Below are 16,912 nucleotides of genomic sequence, written 5' to 3' on the forward strand. Positions count from 1 at the left end.
GGAGTCAGTACTTCGCGTCCGCGCCGGTGACCTCGTAGATGTCGTCCATGATGGCGTCCCGCTCGCGCTGCCACTCTTCGAAGCCGGTCCGGTCGTCCGGATACTGCTCGTAGTGGTCCAGCAGGCGGTCGGCGAGGCTCTTGGTCTGATAGAGGTCGTAGATCGTCCCCCAGTGGCCGATGCTCTTGACCGCCATCTTCAGCTTCAGGCCGAAACTCACGCTCGTCGAGCCGCCGTACAGCGCTTCGGCGAGCTTCTCGCCGGGCATCGCGGCCAACAGCGCCATCAGGTCGTCGATATCGTAGGCCGTCGTGAAGATGTTGTAGACATCGAGCGCCGCGTACCGGGAGCCGAAGTGGTCCATCACGTCGGCGTTGTACTCCCAGAGCGCGGCCTCCTCGCCCGCGCGGCCGTCCTCGATGGCCTGGATCGCCTGCTCGGCGGCGTAGGTGCCGGCGTAGGCGGCCCCGGCGATCCCGCCGCCAGTCGTGGGGTTGACGTGGCCCGCGGCGTCGCCGACGGCCATGAACCCGGGCGCGACCGCCGAGTCGTACGGGCGCCGTGTCGGGAGCGCGGCCCCGAGTTTGTCGGTGACCTCCGCCCCGTCGAACTCCGAGCGGCCGTTGAGGTCCCGTTTGAGGCTCTCGACGAGTTCCATCGGCTCCTCGTTCATCTGGAACCCCAGGCCGGCGTTGATCTCGGTGTCGGTCCGCGGGAAGTACCACAGGTAGCCGGCCGAGCGCTCCGTGGGCTTGAACACGAGGGCGTCGTCCCACTCGACGGGCTCGTCGACCTCGATGATCTCCCGATAGGCCGAGCAGAACTGCGAGTACCGGACGTTCGTGTCGAAACTGGCACCCTCGAAGTCGGTCTTGTCCTGGAGGAGCGAGAGCGCGCCCGCGGCGTCGACGACGATCTCGGCGTCGTAAGTCACCGGGTCCCCCTTTCGGATACCCGTGACGCCGGTCACGCGGCCGGTCTCGTCCTGGCGAACGTCCTGGACGACGGTGTCGTAGTGGAACTCGACGCCGGCTTTCTCGGCCCCCCTGATGAGACAGCGGCCGTACTCCCAGCGGTCGATGACCGCGAGTTCACCGGGCACGGGGATGTCCAGTACGGTGTTCTCTTGGGGGATCTCGAAGCGCCCGTGATCGACGCCGGTGTTCGTAAACGCCGGTTCGAGCTGGGACTTGGGGATCGCCTCGGGGAAGTCGCTGGCGCCTTTCAGCGCGTCGCCACAGGCGATGTGGCCCGCCTCTTGCTCGTCCTTGCGCTCGACGATCACCACGTCGTACCCCGCCTGGGCGACCGTCGCCGCGGCGTAACAGCCCGAGGTCCCGGCGCCGACGACGACGACATCAGCAGACACCGACCGCGTGGTTGTCGCGCCCCCGGCGGTGCTGCCATCGTAACTACTCATGAACGCCCGTCCAGGCCGAAAGGGCAAAATCGTTCCGACTGGGTACAGCGACCGCCGGTATCAGGCGAAAAACTGCCGGAGGCGCTCGGCCGCCGTCTCGACACGTGGCGTCACCAGGGCAAAGCGGATTGCGCCCGCCCCGGCGCTCCCGAAGGCCTCGCCGGGCATCCCCGCGACGCCGCCCTCGTCGATCAGTTCGTAGACGTTCTCGAAAGTCCCGGGAAAATCCGGGAACCGAGCCATCACGTAGAACCCTCCCTCCGGGCGAGTGTACTCCGCCCCCACGTCGTCGAGCGCCCCACAGAGCCGGTCGACGCGGTCGGCCAGGCGGTCCCGACAGCGGGCGTAGTAGTCCGGCGGCGTCGTCGCCAGCGCGCGCTCAACGGCGTACTGGGCGGGCCGGCTCGTCGTAATGTTCGTGAGCATATGTCTAGTCCGGGCTCGCTCCAGCAGGTCACCGGTTGGCCCCTCGGCCGACGGAAAGACGGCGTAGCCGATCCGGAAGCCGGTGATCGCCATCGTCTTCGAGAAGCCGTTGGTGGCGACGACGTTTGGCGAGTCGGTCCGGAGCGCGGAACTGAACCGCCCGGCGTAGTCGAAGTGGTCGTACACCTCGTCGCTGACCAGCAGGGCGTCGTGCTCCTCGGCGATGGCGGCGAACTCGGCCATCGCGTCGGCGCCGTAGATCGCGCCGGTGGGGTTGTTGGGCGTGTTGACCACGATGACAGCCGTCTCGTCGCTGGCGGCCGCCCGGACCGCGGCGGGCCGGAGGTGACCGCTGTCGTCGACCGGAACCAGCGTCGTCTCGGCGCCCAGAAAGTTCGCCCGTCCGGCGTAGTAGGGGTAGACGGGATCGGTCAAGACGATCTCCTCGCCCGGAAAGTGGTCGAGTCCACCGGTCATCGCGAGGTGGTTCGCCTCGCCGGTGCCGTTGGTGACGATCACCCGGTCGACGGCGACATCGCGGCGGGCGGCGATCCGCTCACGCAGGCGACGCAACCCCTCGCTCGGGGCGTACTGGAACTGTGCGGCGTCGGCCTCGGCGTAGTCACGGAGCCCATCGCGGACACCCGCGGGCGGGTCCCAGTCCGGACTCCCCGAGACCATGTCGACCACGTCACGGTCGGCCCGGCGGGCGTACTGGATGACGCGGAAGAACTGGGGTTCCTCGTAGTCCATACCCGTCCTCGTCGGGCCGGGGGCGTCTGTCTTTCCCTCTCAGGAGCGGACCACGAGCGTCGCGACGCCGGCGAGTAACAGCAACACGCCCCACGCGAGGTCCGACCCCGGGAGGACGGCGAGCAACAGCGTCACGATGCCCGAGGAGACGAGCGACCATCCGAGCGTCGTTCGGTATGCCATACCCTCACTCGGAGTCGCGCACTGAAAGGCGCTGTCCCGCTCAACGTTTATTCGAGCGGGTCGCCTACCGCTCCCCATGTCCGACTCGTCGACACCGGTCGAGCAACGCGTCGGGGATCGACTGCGCGAGCGCGGGGAGACAGTCGCCGTGGCCGAGTCCTGTACCGGCGGCCTGGTGGGATCGCTCGTGACCGACGTACCCGGCTCCAGTGACTACTTCGACCGCTCTGTGGTGACCTACTCCTACGGTGCGAAACTGGACCTGCTGGCGGTCGCCCGAGAGACCCTGGACGACCACGGCGCCGTCTCGGAACCGGTCGCCGCGGAGATGGCTCGTGCGGTCAGGGACACCGCCGGGACCGACTGGGGTGTCGCCACGACCGGTGTCGCCGGTCCAGGCGGTGGCACGCCGGAGACGCCGGTCGGGACCGTCTACATCGCGGTCGCTCACGCCGCTCCCTGGGAGACGGGCGAGTCGGGCGTGCGCGTCGCCCACTACGAGTTCGACGGCGACCGGACGACGGTCAAAGCGCAGATCGCCAGGCAGGCGCTGTCCGACCTCCTCGACGCGGTCGAGGGCCAGTAGCAAGACCTTTCGGCGTCCCCTCCAACGGATTCCCCGTGAACAAACGCGGCCACGTGTTGAACGCCGTCCTGTTGAGTATCGGCCTGGGATACGTGCTGGACCCGTCGGGTGACTTCTCGACGTTCGCGAGGATGGCCGAGGTGTTCCTCCCGGTCGTGCTGGGGGCGCTGTTCCCCGACGTGGACACGGCCTTCGGCCGCCACCGGAAGACGCTGCACAACCTCCCCGTCCTCGCAATCTTCCTCGCACACCCGATCTACCACGCCGGCAACCTCCAGTGGGTGTGGCTCGGCGTCCTGACCCACTACGTGCTCGACTATCTCGGGTCGAAACGCGGGATCGCGCTCTTCTATCCCCTCTCCGACCAGGAGTTTGCCTTCCCCTGGGGCGTCGCGACGACCAGCGACTGGGCGGAGGGTGTGACCGTCGCCATCACCGTCGTCGAACTGCTGTTGGTCGCGGCGCTGGTCCACGTGCTCCCGCAGTATCTCCCGCCGGAGGTCACGCAACTGCTGGCCGAGAACACCGCGCTGGTCGCCTAGTAGACCTTGCAGTGGTCGAACCGGCCGCCGTAGGCGACGTGATCGGGGTGGGTCGGCTCCGTTCCCTGGAGCATCAAGCGGTCGAACTTCCCCCACGAGTTCTCGAAGCCCAGGTGCGCGAACTCCAGCGCACGGCGGGCGACGTGGCCCACCCCGTGCCGGTGAAACAGCCGCCGGGAGGCGTCGCTCCGGAACGCCTCCGCGAGTGCGTCGGCGTCGCCGACCGGCCGATCGAACGAGATCCAGGCCTCGCCGACGGTCCCGCGGAGGTGAGCGTAGGAGGAGGTGAACGTCTGGACCCCCGTCTCGTGGGCGATCTCGCGCGCCCGCTTGTTGTCCCAGGGGAGGTGTTTCGGGTTGTACACCTCGATCGCGTCGATCGTCTCGGCGTAGGTCCGGATCTCCTCGCGCCCGAGACTGACGTTCAGAAAGGTCGGGTGCGGGATCAACACGGCCGCTTCCTGGCGCTCGAGTTCGTCCATCGCCGCCTCCATCGTGATGAAGTCCGGAACCGGTTCGTCCAGTCCGATCGCGAGGATGTGTCGGCGGTGTTGCCAGGTCCCAGTGAACAGCTCCCGGGCGGGGATCACCGCGAGGTCGTCGTCGGAATAGCGGGCGGCTTCCTCACGGATGTCCGGCAGGCGCGTGAAGTGTGGCGCGTACACGATCGCGTCCAGCCCGCGGGCCTTCGCCCGCTCGACGACCCGCTCGTCGAGAATCTTGACGTGTACGTCGACGTTGAACCCCTCGCTCGTCACGCCGAGTACTCCTGCCGTCGCCACATTAGGGGTTTTCATTCGTCGCCCGCTATCGGTCAGCCCGCTGCCAGATCGGCCCGGCCGGGCAGTACGCTTATACGACCGGCTCGCGTCGCCTCCCACATGACGCGGTGGGAGTGCGCGATCGACGGCGACGACCGGCAGTTCGACAGCGTCGAGGACCTCATCGTCCACCAGTCGACAGACCACGAGCGGATCACCTGTCAGGTGTGTGGCACCGTGATCCCGGACGGCTACTTCGCCATCAAGCACGCCTTCGACGAACACTCCCGCGCCGAGTACGTCCGCGCCTACGACGCCTCCGCAGGCGACGTTCGCCGGCGCGAGAGCGTCAAAGAGGCAATCGAGGCCGCCGCCGACATGGGGACGGTCATCGACCGCCTGGAAAGCGGCGACGGGGCCTACTGACCCACGTTCTTCGACGGAGGCGAAAAATCCGGCCGACTCGCTCACGTCGTTCGCTCGCAGCCGGAGAGACAGGGGCGAATCTCGACTAGCGCTCTTCGGAGTCCAGCACCCGGATCTGGTCACCACGCACGGTGACCGGGATCGGGACCGTCGCCTCGTACAGCTCGACGGTCACCTGGTCTTTGCCCTCGTCGATCCGCTGGACCTGGGCCTTCTCGCCCTTGAACGGACCGGCGATGAGTTCGACGATGTCGCCCTCGGCGATCCCCTCCACGTCGGGTTTCGGCGAGAGGAAGTGCTCGACTTCGGCCATCGAGGACTCTCCCTGGACGACGCCGTTTGCGTGGGGGATCTCGTCGAGGATGCGGTCGAACACCGAGGCGTCGTCGGCCTCGACCATGACGTAGCTGGTCAGCGAGTCCGGCGCCAGCGCGGCGTGGATGCTCTCTTCCTCGCGGTTGATGATCATGTCGGCCACGGTGCGCTCCTGGCTGGCCGTGGTCTTGACTGCGTAGATTCCCATGTGTTTACACCGGCTTGCTGCCGGGGACGAATGTCATCACCGCGAAGATGATGAACCCGATCAGTCCCACGAGTACGATACCCGCGCCGGCGATCTTCGCGATCTGTGAGAACTCGTCCCACTCCGGCGTACTCGCCAGTTTGAGCACGCGGATGTAGGAGTTGAGGTCGTACGGAACGTCCATAGCGGGCCGTACCCGCTGGCGGCTTTTCTATATTTTGGTGTCGGCCGCTCGCGACCCCGATCAGTCGACGTAGTCGATGTCCTCGCCGAGTTGCTGGGAGGCCCGTTCCTGCTGGGCCTCGCCCTGGCCGTAGATCTGGGGGCTCTCGACCCCGGTGACGACGATCATCGTCTCCATCTTCCCGTCGAACTCGTTGTTGACCGACGCGCCCCAGATGATGCGGGCGTCGGGGTCGATCCGGTCGTAGATCTCCTCGACGACGCCCTCGGCCTCCTCGATGGACATGTCGGGGCCGCCGACGACGTTGACCAGCGCGGAGTTGGCGCCGTCGAACTCCACGTCCAAGAGCGGCGAGCGCAACGCCGATCTGATGGAGTCCTGGGCCTTGTTCTCCGAGTCGGACTCTCCGAGCCCGATCATGGCGACGCCGCCGTTCTCCATGATGGTCCGCACGTCGGCGAAGTCGACGTTGACCAGGCCGGGCTTGGTGATGAGTTCGGTCATCCCCTTCACCGAGCGCATCAGCACGCGGTCACAGATCTTGAACGCGTCCTGGAGGGGCATGCTGGGGGCGTAGTCCAGCAGGCGGTCGTTCGGGACGACGATCACGGTGTCCGAGACCGACCGCAGGCGTTCCAGGCCGGCGTCCGCGTTGGCCCGCCGGCGCTCGCCCTCCGCGGTGAACGGGATGGTGACGATAGCGATGGTGAGTGCGCCCGCCTCCTGGGCCGTCTGTGCGACGACGGGAGCCGCGCCCGTCCCGGTACCGCCGCCCAGCCCGGCGGTGACGAACACCATGTCGGAGCCGTCGATCGACTGTTGGATGTCCTCGATGTTCTCCTGTGCGGCCTCCTCGCCGATCTTCGGGACCGACCCCGCACCGCGACCACCGGTGCGTTTCTTCCCGATGAGGATCTTCGTGTCGGCCTCGACCTCGTCGGCGAGGTGCTGGGCGTCCGTGTTGGCGGCGACGAGTTTCGCCCCGTGGATGCCCTCCTCGGTCATCCGCGTGACCGTGTTCCCGCCGGCACCGCCACAGCCGACGACCGTGATCTTCGTCTCCAGATCCTTGACGACCGACGCCAGCTCCTCGTCGGTCATCTGTCCGGCTGTCGACATCTCTTCGGTTGACCCTGCTTGCCCGTCCGTCGCCTCCGACGCCGGCGAGGACCCCTCCTCTTCGGCCTCGTCGATGGCGTCGTCGATAATCGAGTCCATATTTAAATCCCCGTTACAAGCGAACTGTCTTATTCTTTCCCCCTGTGTCGGACGCGCGGCAGACGCCGCCGACGGGTCGTTTCAGCTGGACATCACAGTTCGAAGCGCCGAATCCGCTCGCGTTGGAACCGCTCCGGAGTGATTCGCTCGCCGTCTACCTCCACTGGCTCCCCTGCTGCGAGCCGACCGAACTTCGGTCCTTCGGGGACACCCGCGGTCTCGGCCAGCGACGGATCGAACGCCGTCTCGCGGGCGACCAGCTCGTCACCGTCCCGCGTGACGCTGTCGTATTTCCGCTCCAGGATGTCCCGCAGTGCGTCGACGAGCGGCCCGCGGCCGGCCGCGGCCGGCACGGCGAACGGCCCGGTGACGACGGTCCCGTTCTGCTCAGTCACGAACGCGAGCGCGGTGCGCTCGACCTGCCGTCTGGTCGCCTCGTCGTCGATCCCGCTGACTTCTGTCAGCAGGTCCGACGGGAGGTCCACGACCGACCACTCCTCGGCCTCGCTCGCCCGGTCGCCGAATCGCAGGCCGTCCCCGACCGTCGTCAGGTCGGCCTCCAGCGCCGCGACCCGGTCCAGGGGAACCCCAGTGGTCTCGCGGACGAACGTCTCCTCGACGACACGGACGCCCAGCGTTTCGAGGTCGGCCGCGATCGTCGGTCGGTCGCCCTCGAACAGCGCGAAGTCGGCGCCGCTCGCTTCGACTGCGCGCTGGAGGACGGTCCGTCGCTGCTCGTCGGTCTCGGCCCACTCCTCCAGGTCGTCCAGACACCAGTCGGCGGCGACGTGGCCGACCGCCCAGTCGGTCTCCCGGACGACCCGCTCGAACCGGGGTGCGTAGTGGCCGCCGCCGATCCCGAGGAGCTGTCGTCGGCTCCCGTCCTCGCGCGGCGTGTCGGGCGCGACGCCGTCGAGGTCGAGGATCGCCCGGGCGACCGCTTCGGCCGCGTCGGGATCGCGCCACTGTGGCGCTGCACTGCCGACCTCGACGAACATCGACGGGACGCCCACGTCGGTCGGTCCGTGGTGGGTACACTCCATCCCGACCTCGTAGCCATCGGGTGCGTGCTCGGTCAGTGACTCGACGACCCGCCGGTGAGCGTTCGGACAGGCACGGGCGAACGATCCGTCGGCGCCGCCGAACTCGGCAGCGCCGAAGTTACCGGTGTGGTGTGCCGTCAGGAGTTCGTCGGTCTCACCGGCGTGACGCGAGGCGAACACGAGCAGGTCCGGGTCGTCGAACGCGGCCGCGACCCCGTCCAGATCCAGGTGGAGGGCGTCGAACTCGCGGAGTTCGATGCCGTCGGTCCGATAGACCGTCCCGCCACCGTCGGCGTCGGCGCGGCTGTCGTCGGTCGATTCGGTCCAGTCGGCCAGTTCGAGCAGGCGCTGGCCGACGTGTTCGGAGGCTTCGTCCGCTCTGGAGACGACGATCGCGAGCATCAGTCCGCGTTGTTCATGTGGACCGGGTCCCGGCCGACGGCGGTCCGCACGGCGTCGCCGGCCAGCCCGAGGAGGTACGTGAGCGCCTGCCAGCGCAGCGCGAACAGCACGGTCCCGGCAGCGATGTACACCCCAGTGTACGCCAGCAGCAGTTCGTAGCTGTCGATCGGCAGGACGACGTACTCACGGATCAGTGCGAACTCGATCAAGACCTGCGAGATAAAGAGGACGAAGAGAGCAAGCGCCTCCCGGAGGCTGATCGTGAAGTTACACAGGAGCGCCAGCGCGAAGAACGACTGGCCAGCCGTAATCCAGATCTCGGCGGACTGTCGCGCGTCGAACGGGAGCGTCCCGTAGCTGCCCAGCGCGATGGAGTAGATGACCGCGATGGTCCCGATCAGCAGCGTCCACTGGTTGAGCTTCGAGGAGATGAGGGCGTTGAATCCCGCCGTCGAGCGGGCCTTGTTGACGAGGACGGCGACGACGATCAGTTCCGGGGACTCGCTGGCCAGTGGCGCGATCCACTGGATCATGAAAAAGGAGGGGATCCCCACGTCGAGTCCGATCTGTTCGAGGCCGTGGGCGAACGGTTCGACGGCGGTGAAGATCATCAGCCCGGAGTACCCGAACAGCCCGAGGACGACCAGCGGCCGCCACGGGAGCGACCACTGCTGGAAGTACTTCGGGACGCCGACGGTGTGGTCGGACTGCTCGATGTCCGATTTCAGCACCAGCCCGATGTACGCGACGTAGAGTCCGACCAGAAAGAGCGTGTCCAGTCCGCCGATCCCGCCGCCCAGCGGGACCAGGAAGGCCCACGCGGTCGCCAGCAGCAGGAAGCTGATCTCGGTGGCGATGTCGGTGTCCAGTTCGACGGCGTCGTTCAGGAACCCGTCGCGGTGCATCACCGCCGGATCGCGTGTCTGTGTCGCCCGCCAGACGGTAAAGAGCGCGATGCCGGACCAGCCGAGCCCGATCAGGATGCGGTTGGCGCCGGTCATGTTCGCGATCGCCAGGTTGGCGTCGTGACAGGCCCGTGCGAGTTCCGTCTGGCCGGCCTCGATCGCCGCCGCCGAGAGTTCGCCACACTTCGCGGCCGTCGCCCCGCCGGCCCCGGCGTTCCAGGCGAACAGGGCGTCGACGGCGTACTCGGGAGCGACCGCCAGCACGGCGAGGACGGCGATGGCGAACGCTCGGGGCACGTCTTTCTCCGCGGTCTCGGCACCCCAGGCCAGCAGGAACGAGGCGCCGAGGATCGCAAGCCCCGAGACGGCGACCTCCGCGACCGTCCCCGGATGGACGCCCAGCAGCGCGACGGCGACCCAGCCGACTGTCAGCGCGACCGCGAAGGCGACCATGACCAGGGGATGACGGAGACGACTCACTACCTGAGTCCAGCACAGGTCGTCGTGAAAAGGTTGCGAATCGGGCCGGCCGAGAGCGTGGCGTTCATGGCCGGTGGGGCCGCTGGGTGTACGTATGGACGTGTACGCGCTCATCGGGAATCCCGTGGGTCACTCGCTGTCGCCGCCGATGCACGAGGCGGGCTACGACGCGCTCGGGCTCGACGCGAAGTACGTCACCTTCGAACCAGCGGCCGACGACGGCGCGGCTGCCGTAGCGGCGGCCGATACGCTCGGCCTGGACGGGCTCAACGTCACCATCCCGTTCAAGCAGGACGTGCTCGGCGCCGTCGAGCCGACGCCGCTGGCCGAGCGGATCGGCGCGGTCAACACCGTCGACTTCGGCGGGGAGACACCGACCGGCCACAACACGGACGCCGTCGGGGCCGTCCGTGCGCTGGACCACCACGACGTGTCGCGCTCCGGGACCGCAGTCGTCGTCGGCGCCGGCGGGGCCGGCCGAGCGGTCGCGTTCGGCTGGCGGACGAGGGGATGACGGTTCGGATCGCCAACCGGACCGAGGCCCGCGCTCACGAGCTGGCCGAGGCCGTTCCGGGGGCGAGCGGGCACGGGCTGGGCGACCTGAACGGGCTGCTGGCCGACGCCGACGTGCTCGTCAACGCCACGAGCGTCGGGATGGACGAGGACGAGACGCCGGTGCCCGCCGACGCGCTCCACGGCGACCTCGCGGTGCTCGACGCGGTGTACTCGCCGATCGAGACACGGCTGCTCCGGGACGCGGCCGCGGCGGGCGCGACGACCGTCGACGGCGCCTGGATGCTGCTGTATCAGGGTGTCGAGGCGTTCGAACTCTGGACCGGACGGGACGCCCCCGTCACCGCCATGAACGAGGCGCTACGGGCGGGCCTGGCCTCGGACGGTCCAGCAAGAGATTAGTGTCGGGCTGTGATAGAGGACGGTATGGGTCTGCTCCAGAAACTGAAATCCGCCCTCGGACTCGACGGGGCCGAGTCGGCCACGGGAGCCAGTGGGTCCGGTGATGTCGACGTGACCGTCGAACGGGAACCCGCGACGGAGTCCGAAGACGCCGTCAAAGGGACCGAGACGGCGGCGTCGGGCACCGACGTGGATCAGGGGGCCGAGACGGCCGCCGAGTCAGCCGAGTCCGAGGACGCTGCCGCGGAGCCCGAGGGCTCCGGCGACGACGTGACCGCGATCAAAGGTATCGGCCCCGCCTACGCCGACCGACTCTCGGGTATCGGCATCGAGACGGTGGGCGAACTGGCAGTCGCCGACGCCGACGACATCGCCGCACAGACGGATCTCTCGGAGAGCCGCGTCTCGGGGTGGATCGAGCGCGCGAGAGAGTACTGATCGGACAACCGCAAGCGAATTAGTCGCGCCGCTGTTCTCTACTGCTAATGCGAACGGTCGAAACCGACCGCGAGACGTTCGAGCGGGTCGCCAGCGGCGCGCCCGCTGACGCTCGCGTGCCGGTCGAGGTCCGCGTCACCGTCGAGGACCCCTTTATCGCCTACAGGCGCGCCCGCGAGGAAGTCGGCGGCGTCTACCTGGCGACGACCGGGGGCCAGTCGGGCTGGGGGTACTTCGCGACGGCGCCGGCAGAGTTCACCGAAGTCGGCCCAGACACCGGCGAGAGCCTTGACGCGCTCGCGGCCGTCCTCGACGGCGAGTCGCTGGCGCGGGGGCCGTGTGACGTGCCCTACCCGTGTGGCGCGGTCGGCTGGCTCTCCTACGACATCGTCCGGGAACTGGAGACACTCCCCGACTCAGCGGTCGCCGACCGCGCGCTGCCACGACTCCAACTGGCGACCTACGACCGGGTCGCCGCCTGGGAGGAACCACGCGGCGACGGCCCGGTCGAACTCCGAGTGACGGCCTGTCCCCGGCTGGCCGACCACGAGAGCGCCGAGGCGGCCTACGAGTTCGGCAAGCAACACGCACTGGAACTGGCCCGCCAGGCCGGCGAGGGCGACCCCGAAGTCGGGGACCCACCGGTCGCGGCCGACGAGGCGCGCTTCGAGAGCGACTGCACTCGCGAGTCGTTCGCCGAGCGCGTCCGGACGGTCAAACGGTACATCCGCGAGGGCGACACCTTCCAGGCGAACGTCTCCCAGCGACTGAGCGCGCCGGCCGCCGTCCACCCGGTCGAGGCCTTCGACGCGCTCCGGAGCGTGAACCCGGCCCCGTACTCGGCGCTCGTGGAGTTTCCCGGCGTCGACCTGGTGAGCGCGAGTCCGGAACTGCTCTTGAGTCGGGACGGCGACCGCCTCGTCACCGAACCCATCGCCGGGACCCGCCCGCGTGGAGCCACGGACGCCGAAGACGATCGGCTGGAGCGGGACCTCCTGGCCGACGAGAAAGAGCGCGCCGAACACGCGATGCTCGTCGACCTGGAGCGCAACGACCTCGGGAAGGTGAGCCAGTTCGGCTCGGTCGAGGTGACCGACTACCGCCGGGTCGACCGCTACTCGGAGGTGATGCACCTCGTCTCGGTCGTCGAAGGACGGCTCCGCGGGCGCGCCTCGCTCCGGGACGCCGTGGCCGCCGTGTTCCCCGGCGGGACCATCACCGGCGCACCCAAGCCACGGACGATGGAGATCATCGACGAGGTCGAGTCGAGTCGGCGCGGCCCCTACACCGGCTCGATCGGCCTCTTCGGGTTCGACGGCCGGGCGACGCTGAACATCGTCATCCGGACGCTGGTCCGCTACGGCGAGGAGTACCATCTCCGTGTGGGCGCGGGCATCGTCCACGATTCGGACCCCGACAGCGAGTACGAGGAGACCCTGGACAAGGGCCGTGCCCTCGTGACCGCGGTCGACGAGGCACTGGGCGCCAGAGCGGATCTCTCGGTGGAGGGACAGCGATGACGGCCGGGACGGCGCCGACAGTGCTGGTGGTGGACAACTACGATTCCTTCGCCTACAACCTCGTCCAGTACGTCGGCGAGGTCGTCCTGCGGCTGGGCGGTACCGAGGACGACGTGCTCGTGCGGCGAAACGACGCCGTCGACGTGGCAGACATCCGCGCGCTGGACCCCGACGGCATCGTCGTCTCGCCGGGGCCCGGGACACCCCAGGAAGCCGGCGTCTCGATGCCGGTCTTCGCCGAGTTGTCGTATCCGACGCTGGGGGTCTGTCTGGGCCACCAGGCGCTGTGTGCCGCGAGCGGCGCGCCGGTCGGTCACGCCGAGTCGGTCGTCCACGGCAAGTCCTCGTCGATCACCCACGACGGCGCGGGCGTCTTCGAGGGCGTTCCGGACGGCGTCCAGGTCGGGCGCTACCACTCGCTGGCGGTCGAGCGCGACGAGCTACCGGACGTGCTGGAGGAGACGGCCTACACCGACGACGAGGCCGGCATCGTGATGGGCGTGCGCCACCGCGAACAGCCACACGTCGGGGTGCAGTTCCACCCCGAGAGCATCCTCACGGACCACGGGAAGACGATGGTCGAGAACTTCTGTCTCACATGCAGTATCACGTAGACGGCCGGCTGGTCCCGGCCGACGAGGCGACGGTATCGGTGCGCGACCGCGGGTTCATGTACGGCGACGCCGCCTTCGAGACGCTGCGGGTCTACGGCGGCGACCCGTTCGAGTGGGCGGCCCACCGCGAGCGCCTCCAGCGCACCGCCGAGACGCTGGGCTTCGGGGCGGCCGTGCCCGACGACCTCCGGGAGCGGGTCGACGAGACGCTCGCCGCCAACGACCTCGAAGAGGCCTACGTCAAACTCTCGGTCACCCGTGGGGTCCAGCCCGGGAAGCTCACGCCGGACCCCGACGTGGACCCGACGGTGGTCGTCATCTGTTCGGCACTGCCGCCGGGTGGCCGGGACAGCGAGCCGGTCTGGGACGGCCCGGCCGACCTCCAGACCGTCCGGACTCGGCGGATCCCCAGCGAGTCCCTGCCCGCCGATACCAAGACCCACAACTACCTCAACGGCATCCTCGCCCGTCTTGAACTCCAGCGGGCGGCCCCCGACGGCGACGCCGCCGACGAGGCACTCGTGCGGGACATCGACGGGACCGTCGTCGAGGGCGCGACGAGCAACCTCTTTTTCGTCGCCGACGACGCGCTCCGGACCCCCAGCGCGGACCTAGACTTGCTCCCGGGAGTCACCCGCGGCGTCGTCGTCGAGCTAGCCCGCGAGGAAGGGTTCCCCGTCGAGGAAGGGAGCTACACGCTCGACGACGTGCGCGACGCCGACGAGGCGTTCCTGACGAACTCGACGTGGGAGGTCCGCCCGGTCGGAACCGTCGACGGGATCGACGTGGGGACCGGCCCGATGACGAAGCTCCTCCGGCGGCTCTACGCCGAGCGCGTCGAGCGCGACCAGTACTGAGACTCCGGCGGGCGGCCACTGGAACAGAGAGCAAAGCCCCGGCGGCCGATGAGTCCCGACCAGTACTGCGGGGACCGGGGCGTTGAAAACGGTGTCCTCCCTACAGTGTGCAACGATGGACGAGGACAGCCGTATCGCGGCCGTCGACGAGGTGCCCGAAGACGGGAGTTTCCTCTTTACCGTCCGCGACGGGTTCGACACCGGGGAGGCGATTCTGCTCCGGTTCGACGACGGGGTCGTCGCCTTCGAGAACTACTGTCCCCACTGGCGGGACGTTCGACTGGACAAGGGCAGCGGCGCGACCTGTCGCGACGGCGAACTGGTGTGTGAGAAACACGGCGCGACGTTCGAATCGGACACTGGCCACTGTACGTACGGTCCCTGTGAAGGGGCCGTCCTGGAAGAAGTCGACGTGACGACTGCCGACGGCACCGTCTACCTGACCGACGACCGCTACGAGTTCGAGAACCGGGGCTCGTCGGGCGACCGCGATCTGTCTTCTCGCGGTCGGATCGGTTTCTCGGGTCAGTGACCCCGGGTCGGGGGTGTCCCGCTACCCGATCCGGTAGGCCGGTTCGCTGACGCTCTCGCACTTGCACTCGGGACACCGACTGGGCCGGTTGGTCAGGTCGTCGAAGTCGCTGAACCCGCACTCCTCGCACTCGGGCGGGGCGACGAGCAACTGTTCGTCGGTCGGTTCCAGGGACTTCGCGATGTGTTCGACGTGGGTGAGCGCGTCGCTCGTCTGTATCTCGAACGCGGTCGCGATCGCGCCCGCAGCCATCGCGTCCTCGCGTAATCGGTCGGCGATGCGCTGGCGCGTCGTCCGACTTGCCTCGCGCATGGGTTGAGTTGGCGCGATTCGGTTATAGGTTTTGTTGCACTCAGTCGTCGGCCGCTGCCTCTCCCCTCGGTCCGCGCCCCGGCGGCGTGGCCCTCGTGGGAGACAGCCGTCGCGAGCAACTCGGGCGAGACCGCGGGCACGTCGTCCGCCCCGACCGGCCCCTCGGCCTCGATGTCGGCCAGCGACCGCGGGAACCGCCGGAGGTCCTTGTGGATCGCGATGCCGGCGTCGGCGCCCTCGCCCATCGCGACCGGGATCTGGTTGTGGCCGGGCGTGAGGTCGCCGACGGCGTAGACCCCCCTCGACGGAGGTCTCCCCGTCACCGTCGACCGCGACGGTGTCGTCGTCGTTGCGCTCGACCCCCAGCGCGTCGGCCAGTTCGGCGTGGTAGTCCGAGCCGTACATCGGGAAGCCGCCGCGGTACGCCCGGACGGTGCCGTCGGCGAACTCGAACGACTCCAGCCAGCCCGAGTCGTCTTTGGTCATCCCGACGATATCGTCCTCGATCACGTCGACCGGGTGAGCCGCGAGCTGTTCTGCGGTCTCCTCGCTCCACTCGGGGTCGTCACCGCGGGTCAGCAGGTCCACCTCGTCGGTGTAGTTGAGCATGATCATCGCCACCGCGGCCGCGGACTCGCCGGTCCCCATCACGAACACCGGCTCGTCGACGAACATGAACGCGTCACAGTGGAGACACCAGTGGAGGCCACGCCCGGTCCGGGGCAACGGAGGGTCGGGCCGCTCGTCGGAGAACCCGGTCGCGAGGACCACTCGGCGCGCGAGCAGGGGTCCGTCGTCGGTGGTGAGTTCGAACCCGCCGTCGAGCGGTTCGGCGTCCTCGACGAACCCCTGGCGGTAGTCGGCGCCGTAGTCCTGGACCTGTTCCCGGGCGGTCTGGAGGAATTCGTTGCCCGAGACATCCTCGGTGACGCCGATGACGTTGTGCGTGTCGGTCATCATCGCGGCCCGGCCGCCACCGCGGTTGACGACCACGGTGTCGAGCCCGAGCCGCGTCGTGTACAGGGCGGCGGTCAGCCCCGCGGGGCCGCCGCCGACCACTGCAACGTCGTACTCGAACTGCTCGTTGGTGTGCATTCGACCGCCCTAGGCACCAGACGACCAAAAGCGTGCCACCGTTCAGCCGAAGTTCTCGACTTTCGCGCCGTCGGCGTCGACGCCGGCCGCCTCCAGAGCCGCGGTCGCCGCGTCCAGGAAGTCCGCGAACCCGTAGACGAACACCTGTCCGCCGTCGGCGACGGCGTCGGCGACCGCCTCGGTCATGTCCTCGTCCTCGGCCAGCAGGCTGACGAACGCGCCGTCGGCCTCGAGCGCGTCGAGGCGTTCGACGTGGATCGGATCGTCGTCCTGATAGACGACCGCGGCCTCGTTGCCGTCCTGGAGCGCCCGCTCGGCGATGCCGACGGCCGGACCCACGCCGGGACCGCCCGCGATGACGACCGCGCGTGGTTCGCCCTCGTAGTAGTCGGAGCCGAAGGGCCCAGCCACCAGCAGTTCGTCGCCGGCTTCGAGGTCGGCGAGTCGCGGCGCGACTGCACCCTCAGGGTCGATGCCGACGGTCATCTCGAAGGTCCCCTCGACATCCGGCGAGGAGATCGTGTAGAAGCGCGACTCCTCGTCCTCGTCGCCGGGCAGCGTGACCTTGACGAACTGACCCGGTCGCGCGTCGAACTCGGGGGGCGTCTCGATGTCGATTGCGACGGCGTCGGGCCCGACCGAGCGAACCGCTGTGACGGGCAGTAAACGTTCGTCCATATCGGCGAGGTAGAACGGCGGCGACAAGGGGGTTTCGGTCGATTCTGCCGGGAGTTGGACGGATTATTTCACATCCGAATACCCGCGCGGGCGGGCGCA

At 68.6% G+C, this 16,912-nt stretch carries 19 protein-coding genes and 2 pseudogenes; 9 read left to right on the plus strand and 12 right to left on the minus strand.

What is annotated here, in order from left to right; all coding sequences use genetic code 11:
- Nucleotides 1–4: 4 nt before the first annotated feature.
- From P1L40_RS02815 to P1L40_RS02825, 3 genes are read right to left on the minus strand one after another with little or no spacing between them, the layout of a single operon-like run.
- Nucleotides 5–1,420, minus strand: a complete 1,416-nt coding sequence (locus tag P1L40_RS02815) for a geranylgeranyl reductase family protein (RefSeq protein WP_284009796.1) — start codon at nucleotides 1,418–1,420, stop codon at nucleotides 5–7.
- A gap of 60 nt (nucleotides 1,421–1,480) precedes the next feature.
- Nucleotides 1,481–2,599, minus strand: coding sequence for a pyridoxal phosphate-dependent aminotransferase (locus tag P1L40_RS02820; RefSeq protein ID WP_284009797.1), 1,119 nt, complete (start codon nucleotides 2,597–2,599; stop codon nucleotides 1,481–1,483).
- 39 nt (nucleotides 2,600–2,638) lie between these two features.
- A complete protein-coding gene (locus P1L40_RS02825; RefSeq protein WP_284009798.1) occupies nucleotides 2,639–2,782 on the minus strand; it encodes a hypothetical protein in 144 nt (47 codons plus the stop codon).
- 76 nt (nucleotides 2,783–2,858) lie between these two features.
- Between P1L40_RS02825 and P1L40_RS02830 the strand changes: the two genes are divergently transcribed.
- Complete coding sequence (locus P1L40_RS02830; protein WP_284009799.1) at nucleotides 2,859–3,368, plus strand: CinA family protein; 510 nt, start codon at nucleotides 2,859–2,861, stop codon at nucleotides 3,366–3,368.
- A gap of 35 nt (nucleotides 3,369–3,403) precedes the next feature.
- Entirely contained in the window at nucleotides 3,404–3,910 is a 507-nt protein-coding gene (locus tag P1L40_RS02835) for a metal-dependent hydrolase (RefSeq protein WP_284009800.1), read from the plus strand.
- Here the strand turns inward: P1L40_RS02835 and P1L40_RS02840 are convergent.
- Complete coding sequence (locus P1L40_RS02840) at nucleotides 3,907–4,707, minus strand: PHP-associated domain-containing protein (protein WP_419181186.1); 801 nt, start codon at nucleotides 4,705–4,707, stop codon at nucleotides 3,907–3,909. The two genes, P1L40_RS02835 and P1L40_RS02840, sit on opposite strands and share 4 nt — an antisense overlap.
- An 84-nt stretch (nucleotides 4,708–4,791) precedes the next feature.
- Between P1L40_RS02840 and P1L40_RS02845 the strand changes: the two genes are divergently transcribed.
- Nucleotides 4,792–5,097, plus strand: coding sequence for a DUF7565 family protein (locus tag P1L40_RS02845; RefSeq protein ID WP_284009801.1), 306 nt, complete (start codon nucleotides 4,792–4,794; stop codon nucleotides 5,095–5,097).
- Nucleotides 5,098–5,182: 85 nt separating this feature from the next.
- On the opposite strand, the gene P1L40_RS02850 is transcribed toward P1L40_RS02845, so the two are convergent.
- The 5 genes from P1L40_RS02850 to P1L40_RS02870 form a co-directional block, all read right to left on the minus strand.
- The gene (locus tag P1L40_RS02850; RefSeq protein ID WP_276220680.1) at nucleotides 5,183–5,620 is read right to left on the minus strand and encodes a transcription elongation factor Spt5; all 438 of its coding nucleotides are present in this window, start codon (nucleotides 5,618–5,620) and stop codon (nucleotides 5,183–5,185) included.
- Between the two features lie 4 nt (nucleotides 5,621–5,624).
- Nucleotides 5,625–5,804, minus strand: coding sequence for a protein translocase SEC61 complex subunit gamma (locus P1L40_RS02855; RefSeq protein ID WP_276220679.1), 180 nt, complete (start codon nucleotides 5,802–5,804; stop codon nucleotides 5,625–5,627).
- Nucleotides 5,805–5,864: 60 nt separating this feature from the next.
- Nucleotides 5,865–7,022, minus strand: coding sequence for a cell division protein FtsZ (ftsZ, locus tag P1L40_RS02860; protein ID WP_284009802.1), 1,158 nt, complete (start codon nucleotides 7,020–7,022; stop codon nucleotides 5,865–5,867).
- Nucleotides 7,023–7,114: 92 nt separating this feature from the next.
- Entirely contained in the window at nucleotides 7,115–8,467 is a 1,353-nt protein-coding gene (locus P1L40_RS02865; protein ID WP_284009803.1) for a D-aminoacyl-tRNA deacylase, read from the minus strand.
- On the minus strand, nucleotides 8,467–9,825 hold the full coding sequence (locus P1L40_RS02870; RefSeq protein WP_284011102.1) for a sodium:calcium antiporter: 1,359 nt from the start codon (nucleotides 9,823–9,825) through the stop codon (nucleotides 8,467–8,469). The genes P1L40_RS02865 and P1L40_RS02870 overlap by 1 nt, the downstream gene beginning before the upstream one ends.
- Before the next feature lie 121 nt (nucleotides 9,826–9,946).
- On the opposite strand from P1L40_RS02870, the pseudogene P1L40_RS02875 reads away from it, so the two are divergent.
- The 6 genes and pseudogenes from P1L40_RS02875 to P1L40_RS02900 all read left to right on the plus strand — a co-directional run bounded on the left by P1L40_RS02875 (nucleotide 9,947) and on the right by P1L40_RS02900 (nucleotide 14,728).
- Nucleotides 9,947–10,767 (plus strand): annotated as a pseudogene (locus tag P1L40_RS02875) (shikimate dehydrogenase).
- A 24-nt stretch (nucleotides 10,768–10,791) separates the two neighbouring features.
- Nucleotides 10,792–11,205, plus strand: a complete 414-nt coding sequence (locus P1L40_RS02880; protein WP_284009804.1) for a helix-hairpin-helix domain-containing protein — start codon at nucleotides 10,792–10,794, stop codon at nucleotides 11,203–11,205.
- Between the two features lie 47 nt (nucleotides 11,206–11,252).
- Nucleotides 11,253–12,725: an aminodeoxychorismate synthase, component I gene (gene pabB / locus P1L40_RS02885; protein ID WP_284009805.1), complete on the plus strand. Its 1,473-nt coding sequence runs from the start codon at nucleotides 11,253–11,255 to the stop codon at nucleotides 12,723–12,725.
- Entirely contained in the window at nucleotides 12,722–13,339 is a 618-nt protein-coding gene (locus tag P1L40_RS02890) for an anthranilate synthase component II (protein WP_284009806.1), read from the plus strand. Before pabB ends, P1L40_RS02890 begins: the two co-directional genes overlap by 4 nt.
- Nucleotides 13,324–14,196 (plus strand): aminotransferase class IV, encoded by an 873-nt coding sequence (locus P1L40_RS02895; RefSeq protein ID WP_284009807.1) that lies wholly within the window; start codon nucleotides 13,324–13,326, stop codon nucleotides 14,194–14,196. The genes P1L40_RS02890 and P1L40_RS02895 overlap by 16 nt, the downstream gene beginning before the upstream one ends.
- 115 nt (nucleotides 14,197–14,311) lie before the next feature.
- Nucleotides 14,312–14,728, plus strand: a complete 417-nt coding sequence (locus P1L40_RS02900; RefSeq protein ID WP_284009808.1) for a Rieske (2Fe-2S) protein — start codon at nucleotides 14,312–14,314, stop codon at nucleotides 14,726–14,728.
- Nucleotides 14,729–14,749: 21 nt separating this feature from the next.
- Here P1L40_RS02900 and P1L40_RS23705 read toward each other — a convergent pair whose 3' ends face one another.
- The 3 genes and pseudogenes from P1L40_RS23705 to P1L40_RS02915 all read right to left on the minus strand — a co-directional run bounded on the left by P1L40_RS23705 (nucleotide 14,750) and on the right by P1L40_RS02915 (nucleotide 16,813).
- Nucleotides 14,750–15,040 (minus strand): transcriptional regulator, encoded by a 291-nt coding sequence (locus tag P1L40_RS23705; RefSeq protein WP_284009809.1) that lies wholly within the window; start codon nucleotides 15,038–15,040, stop codon nucleotides 14,750–14,752.
- Nucleotides 15,041–15,111: 71 nt separating this feature from the next.
- Nucleotides 15,112–16,135: pseudogene (locus P1L40_RS02910) on the minus strand (NAD(P)/FAD-dependent oxidoreductase); the annotation flags it as partial.
- Nucleotides 16,136–16,177: 42 nt separating this feature from the next.
- A complete protein-coding gene (locus P1L40_RS02915; protein WP_284009810.1) occupies nucleotides 16,178–16,813 on the minus strand; it encodes an FAD-dependent oxidoreductase in 636 nt (211 codons plus the stop codon).
- Nucleotides 16,814–16,912 lie beyond the last annotated feature (99 nt).

The organism is Haloarcula pelagica (assembly GCF_030127105.1).
GTDB classification, from domain to species: Archaea; Halobacteriota; Halobacteria; order Halobacteriales; family Haloarculaceae; genus Haloarcula; species Haloarcula pelagica.